General features: G+C 74.5%; 20 protein-coding genes. 10 read left to right on the forward strand and 10 right to left on the reverse strand.

The window, feature by feature from the left end:
• Positions 1 to 104 precede the first annotated feature (104 nt).
• Positions 105 to 1,262, forward strand: a complete 1,158-nt coding sequence (locus PSD17_RS26830) for an aromatic ring-hydroxylating oxygenase subunit alpha (protein ID WP_339125072.1) — start codon at positions 105 to 107, stop codon at positions 1,260 to 1,262.
• A gap of 3 nt (positions 1,263 to 1,265) precedes the next feature.
• Entirely contained in the window at positions 1,266 to 1,757 is a 492-nt protein-coding gene (locus PSD17_RS26835; RefSeq protein WP_339125073.1) for a hypothetical protein, read from the forward strand.
• A 101-nt stretch (positions 1,758 to 1,858) separates the two neighbouring features.
• Here the strand turns inward: PSD17_RS26835 and PSD17_RS26840 are convergent, their stop codons facing one another.
• From PSD17_RS26840 to PSD17_RS26855, 4 genes are all read right to left on the reverse strand, one after another.
• Positions 1,859 to 5,101: a bifunctional cytochrome P450/NADPH--P450 reductase gene (locus tag PSD17_RS26840; RefSeq protein WP_339125074.1), complete on the reverse strand. Its 3,243-nt coding sequence runs from the start codon at positions 5,099 to 5,101 to the stop codon at positions 1,859 to 1,861.
• Positions 5,098 to 5,817, reverse strand: coding sequence for a hypothetical protein (locus PSD17_RS26845; RefSeq protein WP_339125075.1), 720 nt, complete (start codon positions 5,815 to 5,817; stop codon positions 5,098 to 5,100). Before PSD17_RS26845 ends, PSD17_RS26840 begins: the two co-directional genes overlap by 4 nt.
• Positions 5,810 to 6,001: a hypothetical protein gene (locus tag PSD17_RS26850; protein ID WP_013677912.1), complete on the reverse strand. Its 192-nt coding sequence runs from the start codon at positions 5,999 to 6,001 to the stop codon at positions 5,810 to 5,812. Before PSD17_RS26850 ends, PSD17_RS26845 begins: the two co-directional genes overlap by 8 nt.
• A 119-nt stretch (positions 6,002 to 6,120) precedes the next feature.
• Entirely contained in the window at positions 6,121 to 8,820 is a 2,700-nt protein-coding gene (locus tag PSD17_RS26855; protein WP_339125076.1) for an ATP-binding protein, read from the reverse strand.
• 137 nt (positions 8,821 to 8,957) lie between these two features.
• Between PSD17_RS26855 and PSD17_RS26860 the strand changes: the two genes are divergently transcribed.
• A complete protein-coding gene (locus PSD17_RS26860; protein ID WP_013677910.1) occupies positions 8,958 to 10,190 on the forward strand; it encodes a metal-dependent hydrolase family protein in 1,233 nt (410 codons plus the stop codon).
• A gap of 6 nt (positions 10,191 to 10,196) precedes the next feature.
• Here PSD17_RS26860 and PSD17_RS26865 read toward each other — a convergent pair whose 3' ends face one another.
• Positions 10,197 to 10,739 carry a hypothetical protein gene (locus PSD17_RS26865; protein ID WP_339125077.1) on the reverse strand — a complete coding sequence of 181 codons (543 nt, stop codon included), beginning with the start codon at positions 10,737 to 10,739 and terminating at the stop codon, positions 10,197 to 10,199.
• 47 nt (positions 10,740 to 10,786) lie between these two features.
• Positions 10,787 to 11,791, reverse strand: a complete 1,005-nt coding sequence (locus PSD17_RS26870) for a helix-turn-helix transcriptional regulator (protein WP_339125078.1) — start codon at positions 11,789 to 11,791, stop codon at positions 10,787 to 10,789.
• A 63-nt stretch (positions 11,792 to 11,854) separates the two neighbouring features.
• Here PSD17_RS26870 and PSD17_RS26875 point away from each other — a divergent pair, with 63 nt between their 5' ends.
• Together PSD17_RS26875 and PSD17_RS26880 are read left to right on the forward strand one after the other, a co-directional pair.
• Positions 11,855 to 12,262 carry a VOC family protein gene (locus PSD17_RS26875; protein WP_013677908.1) on the forward strand — a complete coding sequence of 136 codons (408 nt, stop codon included), beginning with the start codon at positions 11,855 to 11,857 and terminating at the stop codon, positions 12,260 to 12,262.
• 38 nt (positions 12,263 to 12,300) lie between these two features.
• Positions 12,301 to 12,885, forward strand: a complete 585-nt coding sequence (locus PSD17_RS26880) for a TetR/AcrR family transcriptional regulator (protein ID WP_041762807.1) — start codon at positions 12,301 to 12,303, stop codon at positions 12,883 to 12,885.
• Here the strand turns inward: PSD17_RS26880 and PSD17_RS26885 are convergent.
• Positions 12,869 to 13,732, reverse strand: coding sequence for an SCO6745 family protein (locus PSD17_RS26885; RefSeq protein WP_013677906.1), 864 nt, complete (start codon positions 13,730 to 13,732; stop codon positions 12,869 to 12,871). The genes PSD17_RS26880 and PSD17_RS26885 overlap by 17 nt on opposite strands.
• Before the next feature lie 83 nt (positions 13,733 to 13,815).
• Here PSD17_RS26885 and PSD17_RS26890 point away from each other — a divergent pair, with 83 nt between their 5' ends.
• Both PSD17_RS26890 and PSD17_RS26895 read left to right on the forward strand, forming a co-directional pair.
• The gene (locus PSD17_RS26890; RefSeq protein WP_339125079.1) at positions 13,816 to 14,298 is read left to right on the forward strand and encodes a GNAT family N-acetyltransferase; all 483 of its coding nucleotides are present in this window, start codon (positions 13,816 to 13,818) and stop codon (positions 14,296 to 14,298) included.
• A gap of 1 nt (position 14,299) precedes the next feature.
• Positions 14,300 to 15,202 carry an NAD(P)-dependent oxidoreductase gene (locus PSD17_RS26895; protein ID WP_013677904.1) on the forward strand — a complete coding sequence of 301 codons (903 nt, stop codon included), beginning with the start codon at positions 14,300 to 14,302 and terminating at the stop codon, positions 15,200 to 15,202.
• 13 nt (positions 15,203 to 15,215) lie between these two features.
• Here PSD17_RS26895 and PSD17_RS26900 read toward each other — a convergent pair whose 3' ends face one another.
• The gene (locus tag PSD17_RS26900; protein ID WP_013677903.1) at positions 15,216 to 15,890 is read right to left on the reverse strand and encodes a biliverdin-producing heme oxygenase; all 675 of its coding nucleotides are present in this window, start codon (positions 15,888 to 15,890) and stop codon (positions 15,216 to 15,218) included.
• A 112-nt stretch (positions 15,891 to 16,002) separates the two neighbouring features.
• Here PSD17_RS26900 and PSD17_RS26905 point away from each other — a divergent pair, with 112 nt between their 5' ends.
• The gene (locus PSD17_RS26905; RefSeq protein WP_013677902.1) at positions 16,003 to 16,233 is read left to right on the forward strand and encodes a hypothetical protein; all 231 of its coding nucleotides are present in this window, start codon (positions 16,003 to 16,005) and stop codon (positions 16,231 to 16,233) included.
• Between the two features lie 9 nt (positions 16,234 to 16,242).
• Here PSD17_RS26905 and PSD17_RS26910 read toward each other — a convergent pair whose 3' ends face one another.
• Together PSD17_RS26910 and PSD17_RS26915 are read right to left on the reverse strand one after the other, a co-directional pair.
• Positions 16,243 to 16,659, reverse strand: coding sequence for a hypothetical protein (locus PSD17_RS26910; protein ID WP_013677901.1), 417 nt, complete (start codon positions 16,657 to 16,659; stop codon positions 16,243 to 16,245).
• A 67-nt stretch (positions 16,660 to 16,726) separates the two neighbouring features.
• A complete protein-coding gene (locus PSD17_RS26915) occupies positions 16,727 to 17,305 on the reverse strand; it encodes a dihydrofolate reductase family protein (protein WP_339125080.1) in 579 nt (192 codons plus the stop codon).
• Between the two features lie 18 nt (positions 17,306 to 17,323).
• Between PSD17_RS26915 and PSD17_RS26920 the strand changes: the two genes are divergently transcribed.
• Together PSD17_RS26920 and PSD17_RS26925 are read left to right on the forward strand one after the other, a co-directional pair.
• Positions 17,324 to 17,659, forward strand: coding sequence for an ArsR/SmtB family transcription factor (locus tag PSD17_RS26920; RefSeq protein WP_013677899.1), 336 nt, complete (start codon positions 17,324 to 17,326; stop codon positions 17,657 to 17,659).
• Complete coding sequence (locus PSD17_RS26925; RefSeq protein ID WP_013677898.1) at positions 17,656 to 18,123, forward strand: SRPBCC family protein; 468 nt, start codon at positions 17,656 to 17,658, stop codon at positions 18,121 to 18,123. The genes PSD17_RS26920 and PSD17_RS26925 overlap by 4 nt, the downstream gene beginning before the upstream one ends.
• Position 18,124: the final 1 nt, after the last annotated feature.

Here is an 18,124-nt window from a genome sequence, read left to right on the forward strand (position 1 = left end):
GCGGCGTCGGCTTGTCGGGCCACTGCCCGGGTTGCTAGAAGTGAGGCACCGCCCGTCGGCCGTCCCACGGTCGGTCGACGCCTCCCCCGGCAGGAAGGCGCGCAGTGGACCGCACGTCGGAGCTGGCCCTCATCGACGAGATCGCCGACCTCCTCGCCCGCGGAACGACGGCGATGGCGCCCGACGTCGGGCGGGTCGGCGCGGCCGACCTGGTGGGGCCGGAGCGCACGTCCGCGGAGCGGCGGCTGTTCACCGACCGCCCGCTGGTCGTCGCGCCCGCTGCCGCGATACCCCGGCCCGGCGACTTCGTCGCCGACGAGATCGTGGGGATCCCGCTGCTGGTCGTGCGGGGTGACGACGGCGTCGCCCGGGTCCTGCTCAACGCCTGCCGGCACCGCGGGAACCTGGTCTGCCAGGAGCCGTCGGGCAACCGCCGGGTCTTCTCGTGCGAGTACCACGCCTGGACCTACGACCGGCAGGGACGCTGCCGCAGCGTCGTCGACCGGGTGGGGTTCGCCGGCCTCGGCGAGGCCGACACCTCGCTGGTGGCGTTCCCCGCCGAGGAGCGGCACGGCCTGATCTGGACGCGGCTGGCGGCGGGTGCGGACCTCGACGTCGCCGCATGGCTCGGTCCGGACCTCGACGCGGAGCTGGCCGGGTACGCCCCCCACGCGCGCCACCTCTACGCCGGTGAGACGACGTCGTTCGCCTTCAACTGGAAGTTCGGGGTCAACACCTTCCAGGAGCTGTTCCACCTGGCGTTCCTGCACCGCAAGACGCTCGGCTCGGCGTTCATCTCCAACGTGTCCGCCTACCGCAGCTACCCGCTGCACCAGCGGCTGACCGTCGTGCGCAGCACGTTCCCCGAGATGGCCGCGGGCCCGCGGGAGCAGCGGTCGCTGTTCCCGCACTGCACCCTCGTCTACGTGCTGTTCCCGAACACGGTGTTCGTGTGGCAGCTCGACCACCTGGAGGTCTGGCGGTTCACGCCGACACCCGGCGACCCGGGCTCGTGCCAGGTCGGGCTCTGGCTCACGACGGAGCAGGAGCCGCGGACCGAGGGCGCCCGCCGGCACTGGCAGCGCAACTGGGACCGGACCACGGCCACCGTCTACGGCGAGGACTTCGCGACGATGGCCAACATCCAGCGCACCCTCGCCTCCGGCGCGCTGCCCGAGATCGTGTACGGGCGCAACGAGATCGCCCTGCAGGACTACTACCGCGACATCGGCGAGGCGCTCCGGTCCGCGGACGGGGCGTGACCGATGGACCCGACGACACGGGCGCGGCGACCGCGGACCGCGGCGCTGCGGCTGGCCGGTGGGCCCGGGGACATGGCGTTCTGGGTGGCGGAGCTGGCGCACCGGGCGGCGGACCCGGGCGCGGTGGCCCGGGCCGTCGCGGCGATCGAGCCCGCTGCGGCACCGCTGCTGCGGCCGGCAGCGGGTGCGCCGCCGGAGTCGCTGGTCGCGCTGGACCCGTTGCGCGACCGGCCCTATCTCGACGAGGACCCCGACGCCGCGGTCCTCGTCGACGTCCTGCTCACCGGGCTCTCGCGACCCCGCGCCGAGTACCCCGACAGCCGGGTCTGGGCGGCCGACCGCATCGACGGCCCCGACGACCTGGCCGGCCGCCACCGCGCGGTGCGCGCGCTGCTCGATCTCGACTCGATCTACGCGACGCCCGAGTGCCGCGCCCGGCTGGAGGGCCGGGCCCGCTACAACCTCGCGACCGAGGAACGGGCGACGCGCGGCTGAGCCGACCGCCGGGCACACCCGGCCGCAACCTCGCGGCCGGGTCCGTGGGCGGACGACCACGAGGTTGCGGCCGGAGAGGCGGGTCGGCGCCGCCCTCCCGGTCAGCCGACCGCGCTCTCGCCCCAGATGTCCTCCAGGTAGCGCTGCTCGGCACGCAGGCCCGCGAGCCAGGCGTCACCGTCGGTGTCGGCCGCGCCGTCGCCGCCCTGGTGCACCTCGATCAGCGCGGCGCGGACCGCCGGCGCCATCGTGTTCGCGTTGCCGCACACGTACACGTGCGCACCCTGGTCGAGCAGCCTGCGCACGTCCTCCTGCTCGTCGAGGATCGCCTGCTGCACGTAGCGCCGGTTGTCGGCGACGCGGGAGAAGGCCATGCAGAGCCGCACGATGCCGTCGCGTTCGAAGGCCCGGAGCTCGTCGGAGTAGAGGAAGTCCTGCTCGGGCGTGCGGCAGCCGAAGAACAGCAGTGACTCGCCGACGGGCACCCCGCGCCGCCTGAGCCCGGCCCGCTCCTGCAGGAACCCGCGGAACGGCGCCATGCCGGTGCCCGCCCCGACCATGATCATCGGCGTGTGCGGGTTCTCCGGCGGCCGGAACGGGATCGTCGGTCTGCGGACGAAGGTGAACACGGTCGAGTCCGTCTCGCAGCTGCGCAGGTGCGTCGAGCACACGCCCGCGAACCGGCCGTCGCGGCCGCGGGCGGGCACGTCGAGCACGCCGACGGTGATGTGGCAGGTCTCGGACTCCGAGGGCGCCGACGAGATCGAGTAGTACCGGGGCCGCAGCGGCGGCAACATGTCGAGGAACTGCGCGAACGACAGGTCGCAGCTGGGGTACGCGTCGAGCAGGTCGAGCACCGTCACGCGCGGCTCGGCGATCGTCTTGCGGTACCGGGCCCGGCCCTCGTCGTCGAGCGTGGTGAGGGCCTGCAGTGCCTCGCGCTCGGCCGGGTCGGTCGCGGACGCCGCGAGGGTCGCGATGTCGGAGCGTCCGGCGACGTCCTGCAGCTCGACGCAGCTGCCCAGCACCCCCAGCAGCGGCGCCGGCTCGTCGAGCGGGAGATGGGTCCACGAGCCGCCGGTGGGCGTGATCGTCACGTAGGTGCCCGCGTCGAGCTTGAAGCGGGCGATCACCCGGCGGATCAGGTCGACGTTGTTGCGGGGCAACACACCGAGGTGGTCGCCGGTCTGGTACTCGGTGCCCGGCGCCAGCGCGATCTCGACATGGCGGGTCGACCGGTCGGCACCGTCGCGGTTGAGCTCGCGGTTGACCCGCACGGTCGACGGCCGGGCCCGGTAGGAGACGACGACCGGGTTGGTGGTCTGCCGGTTGGTCATCGTCACGGTCAGCCGCGGACCCGCCGCGGCGGTGCCGACGGCTGCGGTCTCGAGCCCGAGCGCCTCGGTCATCGCCGGCCACAGTGTCGCGTACCACGCCTCGTACTGGCCGTCGAAGTCCGAGCGCGCGTCGCCCTCGCCGCGGGGGACGACCCGCCGTCCGCCGTGCCGCTCCAGCTGCTCGTCGAGCATGGTGGGGATCGCCTGGTAGGTCGACGCCCAGTCCATGTTGCCGCAGCCGAACACCGCGTACGCCGCGCCGGCGGCCACGTCGGCGGGGGTCGCCGCGTCACGGATCCAGGCGCAGAACCGCTCGGCGTTGTCCGGTGGCATCCCGTTGTACGACGCGCAGACGACGACGAGCCCGCCCTCCTTCGGCAGGTCCGCGACGTGGTCGTCGAGTGCGCCGAGGGTGACGGCGAAGCCGCGGTCGGCGCCGTCCTGGGCGATGCGCGTCGCGATGCCCTCGGCGGTGCCGAGGTTCGAGCCGAACAGCACGGTGAGCGGGGTGCCGTGCCGGTCGCCGACGGGCGCGAGCCGCAGCTTCGGCTTGGCGGCCGGCGCCTGGGCGGCGTTCGGGGCGACGACGACGGTGCCGGTGGTCCGGTCGGGTCGTGGGCGCAGCTGGATGAACAGGCCCTCGGGCTTGAGGGTGAGCGCCTCCTTGATCTTCAGCTCGTAGCCCAGGTGGTCGACGAAGTCGAAGCGCTGCAACAGCATGCCCAGGACGAGCACCGCCTCCTGCATCGCGAACTGGCGTCCGATGCAGGCGCGCTGGCCCGAGCCGAACGGCTTGAACGCGTTGGGCGGCAACGTCGCGCGGAACTCGGCCCGGAAGTGGTCGGGGTTGAACTCCTCGGCGTCCGGCCCCCAGACCTCCGGTAGGCGGTGCAGCATCGGGGTCAGGGCCGTCAACGACGAGCCCTTGGCGATGCGGTACCCGCCGAGGACCACGTCCTCGTAGGGGTAGCGGGTGAATCCCGGCGCGGTCGGCCAGAGCCGCAGGATCTCGTTGAGGATCTGGGTGACGTAGGTGAGCCCCTGGACCTGCTGGAAGCTCGGCATGACGCCCGGGTCGGTGCCCAGCACGCGGTCGACCTCCGCCTGGGCCTTCGCGACGACGTCGGGGTGCTTGATCAGGTAGGCGATGGTGAACGACAGCAGCCCGCTCGTCGTCTCGTGGCCCGCGACCAGGAACGTCAGACACTGGCCGACGATGTTCTCGTCGGGCAGCTTCAGCCCGGTCTTCTTGTCGACGCCCGTGAGCATGCAGCTCAGCAGGTCCTGGTGCTCGTCGGCGTTCCCGGCGCGGCGCCGCTCGTCGAGGATGTTCTGGACCTCCCGCTCCATGTACTTGTTGTCCGCCATGAGCTGCCGCTGCGCCTTGCGGCGGAGCCGGATCAGCGGCGGGAGCAGCCGGGCCCGCTTCTGGGTCTCCGTCAGCGTCCGCATCATCGCGTCGACGAACGGGTGCTGGGTGTTGCGGTAGAACGAGTTGAAGCGGTACCCGAAGCCGCACAACGCGATGGTGTCCAGCGTCAGGCGCGTCATGTCGGCGGTGACGTCGACCTGCTCGCCCGGGTTGAGCCGCTCCCACTTCTGCATCAGCTGCAGCGCGATGTCGATCATCATCGGCAGGTAGCCCTGCATGGCCTGCATGCTGAAGTTGGGCAGCAGGATGTTGTGCGCGCGCGACCACATCGGGTCGTCGGTGTCCGCGGTGAACAGGCCGTCGCTCGGCCGGGTCTTGCGCAGCTCCTTCTGGGCGGTGCCGACGAGCTTGTCGAACCGGGAGTCGTCGCAGAGGTCGTCGACCATCTCCAGGCCCGACACGATGTACCGGTCCCCCACCGGGGTCTTGAGCCGCATGATCGGGCCGTAGGTACGGGTCAGATCCATCAACGCCTGGATCGTGCGGTCGCCCGGGATGTCGAGCGCGTTGCCGATGACGGGCTTCGGCGGCGGACCGGGGATCTCGCTCGCCTCGCGGATCTCGGTAGTGGTCATGATGCAGCCTCCGGAAGCGCGGGGGCGCCGGGACGTCCGGCGCGGACGAGGACGACGACGCCGACGATCACCGCCCAGCCGGGCAGGACGAGGACGACGGCGGGATTGAAGGTCGTGGCCACCAACATCGCGGCGGCCAGCAGGTAGCTGAGGACACCGAGCCAGCGCGGCAGCACGCCGGCCTTCATGAGCAGCGTCGTGGTGGTCATGACGTACATGCCGGCCGCGCGCACCGCGTACACGAAGACGATCGCGTACCCGATGCTCGTGAGCGCGCGGCCGACGTCGGGGCCGGGCAGCGGGCCCGTCCCGATGTCGTTGACGAGCGCGACGGCCCCCGCCGCCGCGGTGCCGCAGAACAGCAGCCCGACGAACAGTCCGCCGGAGAGCAGCTGCAGCGTCGACGGGATGCCCGGGAGGTCCGGCGCCAGCTCGCGGACCAGCAGCCGCAGCGCCGTCATGTGCCAGAGGAAGGCGATCCCGGCGAACGGGACGAGGTAGAGGCCGACGGTGATCAGGACGGTCGTGCCGCCCTGGCCGTAGAAGCTCTCGTAGGCCGAGTCCGAGACGCCGAGGCCGGGCGAGCGGTTCACGAACAGCAGCGCGAGCACCATCAGCACGGCGAAGGCGATGCCGAGGACGCCGGTCAGCCGGGCGTTCTTCGCCGCCTCGGCCGAGACGGTCGGACGGGTTCCGGCGTCGCGCAGGTCAGTCATCCTCGACCCCCCGGTCTTCCGTGTCGGCCGCCCGGCCGCGGTCACGGTCGGGCAGGTCTATCCCCTCGAGCACCCGGAGCAGGTCGAGCACCCCTGTGAACGGCTCGCGTCCCCCTCCGGGCGGGCTGACGACGCCTTCGAGACGGCCGTCGCCGGACCGGAAGAGGTCCAGCTGGATGCGCATGGCCCCTCCTCGCGCATGTCGAGGTGGCGTGCCCGTCGAGCATCGGGGTGGTGACGCCGGTCCCGGCTGTCAGGACCTTCCAGCGGACCTTCCAGTGGCGCCCGGCGGGCGCGGAGACGTCAGAGGTGCGCGGCCAGCTGGCGGCGCGAGGAGATGCCGAGCTTGGCGTAGATGTTGCTGAGGTGGAACGCGACGGTGCGGCCGGTCACGAACAGCGACGCGCCGACCTCGGAGTTCGTGCGTCCCTCCGCGACGAGCCGGGCCACGGCCAGCTCCTGCGGGGTCAGGGCGAGGGCGCCGCCCGCGGCGGGCGGGTGCAGGCCCGCGGCGCGCAACAGCTCGTCGGCCCGTTCGGCGAACGGTGCCGCGCCGAGGCGGGTGAGCCGGTCGTGGGCCGTGCGCAGCAGGTCGACACCCGGCCGTCGTTCGCCCGCGGCGACCAGCGCCCTGCCGAACCCGGCCTCGACGCGCGCCCGCACGGGCTCGGCGGCGATCCGCCCGGCGAGCTCCATCGCGTGCTCGTAGGGCTCCCGGGCGGCGGCGGGGCCGGAGCGCAGCTCCGCGAGCTCGGCGCGCAGCCGCGCCGCCTCGAGCGCGGTCCAGCCGGGTGGTCCGGTGAGGCGGGTGTCGAGGTCGTCGAGGGTGGCCGCCGCGGCGTCGAGGTCGCCGGTGCCGAGCTGCCCCTCGGCGAGGAGGGTGCGCCACGGCACGATCACCGCCCGTACGACGGGCCGGGCGACGGTGTCGTCGGCCCCGGTCAACGGGGCGAGCGCGGCCAGCATCCCGGCGGCGTCGCCCCGGGCCTGGGCGAGCACGGCCCGCGCCGTCGCTGCGTAGGCCTGCCCGCCCCACCACGGCAGCGTCCGGGTCGCGCCCTCCGCGGCCTCGACCCTGGCCGTCGCGAGCTCCCACTCCCCGCGCCCGGAGGCGACATAGCTGGTCAGCGCGTTGGTCAGCCCGGCACCGACGAGGACGCCCGCGTCGCGGGCGAGCGAGACGGCGAGCGCGCCGTTCGCGGCCGACCCGTTCCAGTCCCCCGTCCGGTACTGGGCCTCGGCGAGGTGGGCGAGCAGCAGGATGCGCCCCTGCATCGACATGTCCGCCGCGCCGTCGCGGACCACGCCGGTGAGCACCTCCGCGGCGGCGGCCGCGTCCTGCCGCCACAGCGCGACGACCCCGCGCAGCCCGGCGACCTCGGGGGACCCGCCCTTCGCGAGCAGCGCGTCGACCTCGTCGTCGCCGCCCCGGACGACCTCGGCGACGATCCGCACGAACCGCGCGGTCGGCTCGTCCTCGGGCGGGGGCACCCGGTCCAACGCCTGCCGCGACAGCTCGGCCGCGGCGTCCACGTCGCCCTCGACGAACGACAGCAGCGACAGGTGCGCGGCCGCCGCCGCGCGACCCGCGACGTCGGCGCCCGCGCCGTCGAGGGCGTCGGCGAGGGACACGTGCGCGTCGCGGAACCGGCCCGTCGCCGCCTCCAGCCTGCCGACGACGCGGCTGCGCGCGGGGCCCGGCGGCAGCGCCCGCACGTCGGGTTCGGAACGCAGGGCGCGGCGGAGGTCGCCGCCCGCGAGCATCGCGTCGACGCCGGCGATCAGGCGTGCCCCGCGCGCGTCGGGGGTGGCGCTCAGGTCGGCGGCGGCGAGCAGGTGGTCGGCCGCCGCGCGCCAGCGTCGGGCGTCGACGTCCTCGCGACCCAGGGTGGTCAGCTCGGTGGCGAGCTTCTCGTCCGGGCCGACCGCGGCGGCCACACGGTGGGCCGTGGCGGCCGTCCCGCCGACCAGCTCCGCGGCCGCGCTGTGCAGCTCGTGCCGCCGCGCGGGCGGGAGATCGCCGTGCACCGCGGCGCGGACGAGCTGGTGGGTGAACGCGACGTCGTGACGCGTGCCGCCGGTGATCTCGACGAGCAGCCCTGCGCGCACGGCCTCGTCGAGCGCGGCGACGGGGTCGGCCGGGGCGGCGAGCGCGACGGCGTGCGCGAGGGGGCAGCGGTCGCCGAGCACCGCGGCGGCCAGCACCAGCTCGCGGGCGGCTTCGGCGAGCCCGGCGACGGTGACCAGCACCAACGTCGTGAGCGAACGGGGTGCCGGCAGGGGCGTCGAGGTGTCGAGCAGCGTGGCGTGCGGCAGCTCGCGCAACAACGCGGCGACGTGCAGGGGATGACCGTCGGTGTGTTCGCGCAGTCGCTCGGCGGCCGCGGGGGTCAACGGCCCGACGGAGTCGGCGGCGAGCGCGCCGATCTCGTCGGCGCCGAGGCCCCCGAGGACGACCCGCTGCGGCGCGACGGGCCCGAAGCCGCGGTCCCACCAGCGCGTACCGGGCCCGCCGTCCGGGTCGCGCACGCCGAGCACGACGAGCACCCGGTCGCGGCGCAGCCGGCGGACGGCGAAGGCGAGCGCACCCGCGGACGGGTCGTCGACCCACTGCGCGTCGTCGACCACGAGGAGGACGGGGGCGTCGCCCTCGAGCGCGCCCAGCGTCGCCAGCAGCTCCGCGCCCACCGCCAACGGATCGGCCGAGGGCGACGGCGCACTGCGGGACGTCCCGGGCGGGAGATCGGCGACCAGTTGGTCGACGACCCCGAACGGCAGCGCGACCTCGGCCTCGTCGGCGGCCGCGCGCACCACCGTCACGGCGTCGGCGGCGCCGGGCCCCGGGACGTCGTCGACGAAGCGGCGGAGCAGTGTCGTCTTGCCGATGCCCGGCTCACCCTCGACGAGCACGACCGACGGCCGGCCGTCGCGGGCGGCGTCGAGTGCGCCCGCGAGCACGGCGAGCTCGGCCGCGCGTCCCACGAACGGCTCCGTCCAGGGCATGCACCGAGTGTGGCGAGCGAGCGTGGAGTCGGACAACCGCCGTTCGGCCCGTCGATCAACGCCGAAAGTTTGCATACAATACGGGCGCGAAATCCGCACGACCCGGGCGGCGACGCCCCTCAACGGGAGGCGACTGCATGCAACGCATCGTTCTGACCAACGGCACCTTCCTCACCGGCGACGACCTGACGCCGGTCGCCGGTGCGCTCGCCGTCTCCGACGGGACGATCGAGGACTGCGGCCCGCACGTGCAGGCCCGGCCCGGCGACCACGTCGTCGACCTCGACGGCGGGTTCGCCATGCCGGGGCTCATGGACGCGCACTGCCATCTCGTCTACCGCGACGTGGCCGATCCCTACGACATCGAGCTGCGCAAGTCGGTCCCGCAGGCGACCGTCGACGCCGTGCACAACGCCGCGCTCCTGCTGCGCAAGGGCTTCACGACCATCCGTGACGTCGGCAGCCGGGCCAACATCGGCGTCGAGGTGCGCGACGCGATCCGCCGCGGCGACGTGCCCGGGCCGCGGGTGCTGGCCGCGGGCCGCATCGTGTCGGCGCCCGGCGGGCTCGGCGACTTCCAGCCGTCGCACCTGTTCGAGCACGCGCCGTACCCGCACAGCCTGGCCGTGCAGGTCGTCGGCCCCTACGAGGCCGCGGCGGTCGTGCGCACCCAGCTCAAGGACGGCGTCGACTGGATCAAGGTCGGCGTCAGCGGCACCGGCTTCAACCCGCTGTGCCCCGCCGAGCGCAGCGGCCTGACCGACGTCGAGTTCCACGCGCTGGTCGACGAGGCCGTCCGGCAGGGCGTGCCCGTCGTGGCGCACGCCGAGTCCGCGGACTCGGTGCGCACCGCCGCACGGGCCGGGGTGGCCAGCATCGAGCACGCGCTGTTCCTGGAGGACGATGCGCTGGCCGCGATCGTGGAGCACGGCCTGACGATCTCGCCCACGCTGTCGATGTACCGCGCCTTCGCCGAGCGCGGGCTGGAGATGGGCATCCCGCAGGTGATCGTCGACCAGCACCGGCGCACGCACGAGCACCACGTCGCCAGCATCGCGAAGGCCACGGCCGCGGGCGTGCCGATCGTCGCGGGCGGCGACGCCGGGCTCACCCACTTCGTGCAGGGCAGCTGCGCCGTCGAGCCCGCGACCTACGTCGAGCTCGTCGGCATGTCGCCGCGCGCCGCCCTGCAGTCGATCACCGTCAACATCGCCCGGCTGCTCGGGATCGACGGCGAGGTCGGCACGCTGGCCCCCGGGATGGCTGCCGACGTGCTGGTCCTGCGCCGTGACCCGCTCGCCGACGTCACCGCGCTCGCCGACGACGCCGCCCGCGCGCTGGTGCTGCAGGGCGGTGTCGTCGTGAGCTGAACGCGGTCAGTACCGGACCACGAGCGTCCCGACGATCGTCGCGAAGACGATGCGGCACTGGCCGAGCACGATGCGCTGGACGTGGGTCTCGACGACGTCGAAGGAGCCGGTACCCGCGGCCGGCGCGGTGATCGCGAGGGTGCCCCGCACCCGCAGCTCGTGGTCGGCGCATCCCGGCGGCGCCGACCTCGGCTCGATGCTGCCGCCGGTGACGGTGCCGCGCACCCCGGGCCTGCTGTTCACCGTGAACGTGCCACCGGTGATCGTCGCCGAGTCGGCCACGAGCGGGGTGTGGTCGACCTTCGCGTCGAACGTCCCCGGGAACTGGCCGATCGCCGGCCCGGCGAAGCTGCCGCGGGTGCTGGTGGCGGCGTACTCGGCCCCGGTGACGAAGTCGGTGCGGGTCGTCGGGGTGGCCGCGGACGCGGCCGCCGGGACGGCGACGCACAACCCGATGACGACGGCCGTGACCGCCGCCAGCCGGGCCCACCGGCGCCGGTGCCGCCTGTGTCGGGGTTCTGCCTGGTCGTGCGGAACGCGAGCGTCCACGGTCTGCCTCCGTGTCGACGTGCCTGGCGTCGGGCGGTCGTCCGGCGTCAGGCGGTGGCGTGTCGTTCACGCGGGGCGTCAGCGTCCGGGCCGCGGTCGGGACCTTCGGCCCCGCCGTAGCGGGCGACGAGCTCGGCGCCGATCCGGGCGAGCTCCGCGCGTACCGACCCGGGTTCGACGACCTCGACGCCCGCGCCCCAGCCCGCGAGGTTCTCCGCGATCGACAGGGCCATCGGCGCGCCGACGCGGACCCGCACCCGGCCGTCCGCCTCGGTGCCGAGCGTCGTGAGGTGGCGTCCGAAGTGGTCGCGCAGGATCGTCACGTGCCGCTCGGGCACGAGCACGACGGCCTCGACCAGTGAGCGGCGTCGTTCCATCTCGCCGACGACCTGTTCCCACTCGCGCGCGAGGTCGAGGTCGGCGGGCCGCTCGGCCGGCTCGGTGGTGACCTCGGCGGTGGCGACCCGGTCGACGCGGAAGGTGCGGCGCCCCTGCACCGTCCCGGCGACCAGGTACCAGTCGCCGTCCTTGTCGACGAGCCCCCACGGGTCGACGACGCGCTCGGACCTGCGCCCCCGGCGGTCGGCGTAGCCGATCCGCACCCGACGCCGCCGCACCACCGCGTCCTGCAGGGCGTCGACCATCGCGGGCCGGTCGCGGTCGTGGCGTCCCCACCGGGCGGGATCGACGACGACCGCGTCCGCGGCGGCCTCGGCGTCGGCCCGGAAGGTGTCGGGCAGCGCCCCGACGAGCTTGCGCAGCGCCGACCGGGCCGCCGGCGCCACGGCCGCACCCGGCCCGGCCAGCGCGAACAGCGCCGTCGCCTCGCCGGCGGTGAGACCGGTCAGGTCGGTGCGCGCCCCGCCGACGAGCGACCAGCCCCCGCCACGTCCGGGCTGCGGGTAGACGGGCACCCCGGCTGCCGACAGCGCTTCGAGGTCGCGGCGGGCCGTCGCGACCGAGATCTCCAGCTCCGCGGCGACCTGCGCGGCGGTGACCCGGCCACGGGCCTGCATGAGCAGCAGGGTGGCCACGAGGCGGTCGGCGCGCACACGCCGGATTCTCCTCCGAAAAGTGCTCACTCGGTGAGCACTTCACCTCGGCACGATGCTCCCATGTTCCGAGGACTCAGCACCGTCAGCTTCTACACCGACGATCTCGCCGCCGCCCGCGCCTGGTACACCGAGCTGCTCGGCGTCGAGCCCTACTTCGCGTTCCCGCCGGCCCCGCAGCCGCCCGCCTACATCGAGTTCCGCATCGGCGACGACGAGGACGAGCTCGGCTTCGTCGACCGGCGCTGGGCGCCGGCCGGTGCGTCGGCGGCCCCGGGCGGCGCGGTCGTGTTCTGGCACGTCGACGACCTGGAGGCGGCCGTCGCGCGCCTGCTGGAGCTGGGCGCGACGGAGTACGAGCCCGTCACGCCGCGCGGATCGGGGTTCGTCACGGCGTCGGTGGTCGACCCGTTCGGCAACGTGCTCGGCGTCATGACGAACCCGCACTTCGCGGCGCTGCACGAGGCCTGACCCGGCAGGTTGCCGAGCGACCTATCATGACGGTCGTCATGGCAGAACGCAGCCCTCGGGAGCGCACGGTGCGCAGCGCCGCGCTCCTCTTCCGCGAACGCGGCGTCGGTGCCACCGGGATGCGCGAGATCGTCGCGCACGCCGGGGCGCCGCGCGGTTCCCTGCAGCACTACTTCCCCGGCGGCAAGCACGAGCTCGTCGCCGAGGCGATGGCGTGGATGGCGGAGCGGGCCGCCCGGCCGTTGCGCGCGAGCCTGGAGCAGGACCCGCCGCCCGACGCCGCGGCCGTCGTCCGTGGCGTCGTCGACCGGTTCCGCGAGGTCCTCGCGATCACCGACTTCCGCGGCGGCTGCCCCATCGTCGCCGGGGTGGCCGACGCCGTCTGGGAGGACGCTGGGCTGGCCGATGCCGCCCGTGCCGCGTTCGGGCAGTGGCTCGACCCGCTGACCCGGGCACTGGGTCGCGGCGGCATCGACGAGGACCGCGCGCCGCGGCTGGCGATGATGGTCGTCTGCGCGGTCGAGGGCGCCGTCGTGGTGGGCCGGGCGTGGCGCGACGAGAGCGCCCTCGACGCCGTGCAGGCCGAGCTCGACCTGCTGCTCGGCGCTACACCGACCCGCTGACCGGCAGCCCGACGGGGTTCGGGTCGGGGAGCATCCCGCTGCTCAGGATCCGGCCGGTGAGGGGTGTGAGGAGCGCGTCGAGGCGGGCGGTCGCGTCGGCGCCCAGCGCGGTCCACGGGCTCTCGGCCGCGGTGTCCGTGGCCGCCTCGATCTCCTCGTGCAGTGCGCGGCCCGCGGCGGTGAGGGTGTCGTCGGTGTCGACGATGCCGGCCGCGCGCAGCCCGGCGAGCCCGTCCTGCCACGCCTCGGGGGCGAACATCCGGCCCAGGCGCAGGCCCTCGCCGTCGGACTCGCCCGCGGCGACCTTCAGCAGGTGCGACGCCAGCGGCCCGATCCCGCGGGCCACCAGCACCGCGATGTGGCCGTCGCCGCGATGCTCCCGCAGTGTCGTCGTCGCCTGCCAGAGCGCGAGGTGGGGCGCGTCCGGCCGGGGGAGCGCCTGGTTCGCCGCTGCGAGGACGCGCCCCGCGGTGTCGGCGGCCATGGCCGCGGTCCACGCCAGCTCGGCGGCCTCGGCGACCTCGGGACCGGCCACGACGTCGTCGCCCCAGAGCCGGCGCAGCGCGGCGTCGACGCCCGCGAGCCGGGCGGCCAGCGCCGTCCGCGGGTCGGTGTGGGCCCAGGCGTCGGGCAGGGCGCGGGCGAGCCGGTCGCGGCGGAAGCCGAAGAACGCGGCAGTGGCGATCTCGGGGCCGACCGCTCCCAGCGGCGCGACCCGCTGCGCGGCGTAGCCCATCCAGTACCCGCGCATCCCGATCGCGTCGGCCGCGGCGCGGGCCTCGGGCGCGAAGTACGTGACGTCGTGGATCGGCTCGACGTGCGTCCACATCCGGCGTGCGTAGGCCATCCGTCCTCCGTTCGGCGCAATTCCACTGCTATGACGACTGTCATGATGCCGGGCCCGGCCGCTGGAGGGTAGAACCGTTCGCTATGACGACTGTCATGACGGCGTGCCACCTGCCCGCCACTCCGGCCGCGGTGGCGGCGCTCGTGCGGTCCTGCTCGCCCGAGTCGCTCGGGGAACGGTTCGCCAGTCGGCATCGGCTCGCGCCCGAGGACGTGCTCGACCGCTATCCGCGCTACCTGCTGGGCGGGGCCGTCGCCCTGGCCGCGTGGACCGACGGGCGCGTGGCCGGCCTGCTCAACCTCGCCGTCGTCCGGCCCGGCATCGTCGACGTGGCGCTGCTCGTCGCCGACGACCTGCAGCGCCGCGGTGTGGCCACCGGCCTGTTCGCGACGACGCTCGCCGACCCGCGCTGGCAGGGCTGGACCGTCGAGGCCACGATCCGGCCGGAGAACCGCGCCGGGTTGGGGTTCCTTCGCGCGCAGCGGCTCGGGCGGCCCCGGCTCGCCGGCATGTCGGTCGGCCAGCTCACCTACGCGATCGAGGTCCCGACCACGGCGGTGGCCTGACGTGGCCGTCGATCCGCTGGGCTTCGTCGGGCTGGGGCTGATGGGCACGCCGATGGCGCTGCGGCTCGCGCGGGCCGGGACGCCGCTCGTCGTCTGGAACCGCACGCCGGCGCGGGCGGCGCCGCTTCGCGCCGCCGGTGCGACCGTCGCCGCCGACCCGGCCGAGGTGTTCGCGCGCTGCCCCGTCGTGCTGCTGATGCTGTCCGACGGCGACGCCGTCGACGCCGCGCTCGGCCGCGGCACACCGGCGTTCGCGACGATGGTCCGCGACCGCCTCGTCGTCGTGCTGGGCACGACCTCGCCGGAGTACTCGCGCGCGCTCGGCGACGACGTCCGGGCCGCGGGCGGCCGGCACGTCGAGGCGCCGGTGTCGGGTTCCCGGGTGCCCGCCGAGCAGGGCGCGCTCGTCGCGATGCTGGCCGGTGCCGACGACGACCGCGCCCGCGTCCGCCCGCTGCTCGCCCCGATGTGCCGCGAGGTCGTCGACTGCGGGCCGGTGCCCGCGGCCCAGCTGACCAAGCTCGCGGTGAACCTCTTCCTGATCACGATGGTGACCGGCCTGGCCGAGGCGCTGCACTTCGCGCGGCGGCACGACCTCGACCTCGACACCGTCGTTCAGGTGCTCGACTCCGGGCCGATGGCCAGCGACGTCTCCCGGATCAAGGCGGCCAAGATCGTCCGTGACGACCTCGCGCCGCAGGCCGCGGCCGCCGACGTGCTGGGCATCTGCCGGCTCGTCGGCGACGCCGCCCGCGGCGCCGGGATCGCGGCACCGCTGCTCGACGCGACGGCCGCGCTGTTCGCGGAGACCGTCGCGGCCGGGCACGGAGGCGACGACATGGCCGCCGTGGTGCACGCGATCGCCGGCCGGTCCGCGCGGAGGGCCGGGGCGCCCGCCGGGTGAGCGCGGGACCGGGTCAGGCCGGGATGCGGTCGTCGCCCGTGAGCGGGTCGAGCTCGTCGAGCAGCGCGATGTTGAGGTCGAACGCCCGTACCGCCTCGTCGACGACCCTGCGCTGCTCGGCCTCGTCGAACGGCGTCGCGTCGAGTGCGGCCCGGTACTGCTTGCGGAACGCCGGAACACTGGGGATGGCGTCGAAGGCGTAGAAGCGCGCGCCGTCGTCGACCAGCCCGTACCTGGTGCGCAGCAGGGCGCGCACCACCTGGCCGCCCGCGAGGTCGCCCAGGTAACGGGTGTAGTGGTGGGCGACCCAGCCGCCCACCCAGCGGTCGGCGGCGATCGTCCGCAGCGCGGCGACGTAGGTCCGGGTCGCGGGCAGCGGCGTGCACTCCGCAGGCCAGCCCGCTCCCAGGAGGTGGTGCAGGTCGGCCGCGAGCGCGGGTGCCCGGCGCAGCTCCTCGCGACGGAACGGTGCCGCGGCCGGCTCGTCGGCCAGCGCGTCGCCCGCCCTCTCGAGCGCGTCGTAGACGTGCCAGAGCTGGCCGGCCAACGCCGCGTAGTCCTCGACGGGCAGCTCGCCGCCGAGCAGGGCGGACATGAAGCGGGAGCCGTGCGCGCGGTCGTGGACGGCCGCGGTGCCTTCACGGAGCCGTCGGGCCAAGGTCACCGGCTCGGCGCTGTCGGACGTCATGCGATGTGTCCCTCCCCGTCGGGTTCGTTCAGATTAGGGGCACCTAACTGGGCGACGCCAGAGGATCTCGCGCTGCGGGAGTGGATCCGGGAGACTGGAGGGGGAGGAACGTGTGACCGACGATCAGCTTGTCGTGGAGTTCGCGCTGGCGCGCCTCGACAACCCGGACCTCGACATCGAGGAGGTCGCCGCGCTCGTCGTGCGGCGTGCGGGCCCGGACGCGATGCTGGAGTTCGCGTCGAACGCGCTCGCGTCCCGCGACGAGCTGCGCGGCCCCGTGTTCGCGTCCGCGGTCGAGCACGTCATGCGCGTGATGCTGACCGTGCGCGGCGAGCGCGACTGACCGACCCGGTCAGGACCGCTTGCGGCGCAAGCCGTCGGCGAGCAGGGCGGCGCCCATGCCGAGCAGCCAGACGTCCTTCGCGATCGCGTTGCCCTGCTGCGTCGGACGCAGCTTGTCGTGCATCCCGGGGGTACCGAGGTAGAGCCCGAGCAGGCTCGCGGCGAAACCCGTGAGCCCGGCGCCGACGACGGCGGCAGGGACGAACGGGGTCAGGAGCGCGGCGCCGAGGGTGATCTCACCGGCGGCCAGCGCCTTGAGGAACGGCTGCGGGGCGACGGCGTCGAGGAACGGGTAGGTCCCCTTCGCCATCCCGTGGACGCCGGCCGCGGTCTTCTCGTCACCCTTCCACTTGCCGATCCCCGTGTTGAGGATGAAGGCGCCTGCCGTCGTGCGCAGCGCGACGTGCGCGGGGTTCCAGCGGGCCACGAGACCTCCCGGTGAGTGAACGCTCAATGATGAGCGACGCTACACAATCGCGGGAGTCCGCGCCCGGTCAGGTCACGTCGATGCGCCCGTAGGCCGCCGCGCCCGCGGGTTCGTAGGTGAGCAGCGCGACGCCCGACGGTGTCGTCTCGTGGTCCACGGCGCGATAGGCCGCGGCTGCGTCGTCGTCCCGGAAGAACCGCCTCCCGGCGCCGACGACGACCGGCGCCACCGCCAGTCGCAGCTCGTCGACCAGGCCCGCCGCCAGCAGCGACGCCGCGAGCCGGGCGCTGCCGTGGACCTGCAGCTCGGGTCCCGGCCGGGCCCTGAGCTCGGCGACCCGCCCCTCGACGTCACCGGCGAGGATCGTCGACGGCGCCCACCCCGCCTCGCGCAACGTCGTCGACGCGACGTACTTCGGCAGGCCGTTGAGCCGCGTCGCGACGGGGTCGTCGGGGTCGGTCCGACGGCCGAACAGGAACGCGCCTGCCCGGCACGTCCACCCGGTGACGATCTCCAGGAAGCGCTCGTCGACGAACGGGACGAGCCAGCCGCCGCGGCCGAACCCGTCGGTCGTGTCCTCGTCCGGCGCGCCCGGGCCCTGGCAGACGCCGTCGAGCGAGACGAACTGCATCACGGTGAGCTTCATGCGGTAACGTACTACCACATGGTTGTAGATTCGGGCGAGCGGCGGGCCGTCGACCGGCTCTTCCACGCCCTCTCCGACGGCACGCGCCGCGACATCGTCGTACGCACCCTGCAGGGCGAGCACTCCGTCTCGGCACTCGCGCGGCTCTACCCGATGAGCTTCGCGGCGGTGCAGAAGCACGTGGCCGTGCTGCACGAGGCCGGCCTCGTCGCCAAGCGCCGGCAGGGACGGGAGCAACTCGTCTCCGGCGACGTCGAGGCGCTGCGCCGGGCGGGTGCCGTCCTCGACGCGCTGGAGGACGTGTGGCGGGCGCGGGTCGAACGGATGGGCGCGTTGCTGGAGGAGGACTCGTGAGCGTCGTGTCGGTCGAGAAGGACGCGGTCGCCCGGACGATGACGATCACCGCCGAGTTCGACGCCCCCGCCGACCGGGTGTGGCGGCTGTGGGGCGACCCGCGCAAGCTCGAACGCTGGTGGTTCCCGCCGGAGGTGACCGCGACCGTCCAGGAGCACGATCTCGTGCCCGGCGGGCGCGTCTCCTACACCTGTGCGACGCCCGGCGGCGACCGTTCGGGCTGGTGGGACGTCCAGCACGTCGACGAGCCGCGCCGGATCGAGTTCACGATGAGCGATCCGGGTGTGCCGAGCACGAGCGTGCGCATCGCCGTCGCGGACCGCCCGGGCGGCACGCGCGTGACGATCCTGGTGCGGTTCGCGGCCGGTGACGACATGGACCTGCTGCTGTCGCTCGGCTTCGACCGCGGGCTGTCGGCCGCCGTCGCCCAGGGGGACGCCCTCCTCGCGGCCGACCAGCCGTGAG

Origin of the sequence: Pseudonocardia sp. D17, assembly GCF_036984265.1 — a bacterium.
Taxonomy (GTDB): Bacteria; Actinomycetota; Actinomycetes; order Mycobacteriales; family Pseudonocardiaceae; genus Pseudonocardia; species Pseudonocardia benzenivorans.

Excerpts from the sequence above, each read along its gene's own strand:
- PSD17_RS26835 (WP_339125073.1), top strand. The coding sequence starts at position 1,266 with ATGGACCCGACGACACGGGCGCGGCGACCGCGGACCGCGGCGCTGCGG.
- PSD17_RS26840 (WP_339125074.1), bottom strand. The coding sequence starts at position 5,101 with ATGACCACTACCGAGATCCGCGAGGCGAGCGAGATCCCCGGTCCGCCG.
- PSD17_RS26845 (WP_339125075.1), bottom strand. The coding sequence starts at position 5,817 with ATGACTGACCTGCGCGACGCCGGAACCCGTCCGACCGTCTCGGCCGAG.
- PSD17_RS26850 (WP_013677912.1), bottom strand. The coding sequence starts at position 6,001 with ATGCGCATCCAGCTGGACCTCTTCCGGTCCGGCGACGGCCGTCTCGAA.
- PSD17_RS26855 (WP_339125076.1), bottom strand. The coding sequence starts at position 8,820 with ATGCCCTGGACGGAGCCGTTCGTGGGACGCGCGGCCGAGCTCGCCGTG.
- PSD17_RS26860 (WP_013677910.1), top strand. The coding sequence starts at position 8,958 with ATGCAACGCATCGTTCTGACCAACGGCACCTTCCTCACCGGCGACGAC.
- PSD17_RS26875 (WP_013677908.1), top strand. The coding sequence starts at position 11,855 with ATGTTCCGAGGACTCAGCACCGTCAGCTTCTACACCGACGATCTCGCC.
- PSD17_RS26880 (WP_041762807.1), top strand. The coding sequence starts at position 12,301 with ATGGCAGAACGCAGCCCTCGGGAGCGCACGGTGCGCAGCGCCGCGCTC.
- PSD17_RS26885 (WP_013677906.1), bottom strand. The coding sequence starts at position 13,732 with ATGGCCTACGCACGCCGGATGTGGACGCACGTCGAGCCGATCCACGAC.
- PSD17_RS26890 (WP_339125079.1), top strand. The coding sequence starts at position 13,816 with ATGACGACTGTCATGACGGCGTGCCACCTGCCCGCCACTCCGGCCGCG.
- PSD17_RS26900 (WP_013677903.1), bottom strand. The coding sequence starts at position 15,890 with ATGACGTCCGACAGCGCCGAGCCGGTGACCTTGGCCCGACGGCTCCGT.
- PSD17_RS26915 (WP_339125080.1), bottom strand. The coding sequence starts at position 17,305 with ATGAAGCTCACCGTGATGCAGTTCGTCTCGCTCGACGGCGTCTGCCAG.
- PSD17_RS26920 (WP_013677899.1), top strand. The coding sequence starts at position 17,324 with ATGGTTGTAGATTCGGGCGAGCGGCGGGCCGTCGACCGGCTCTTCCAC.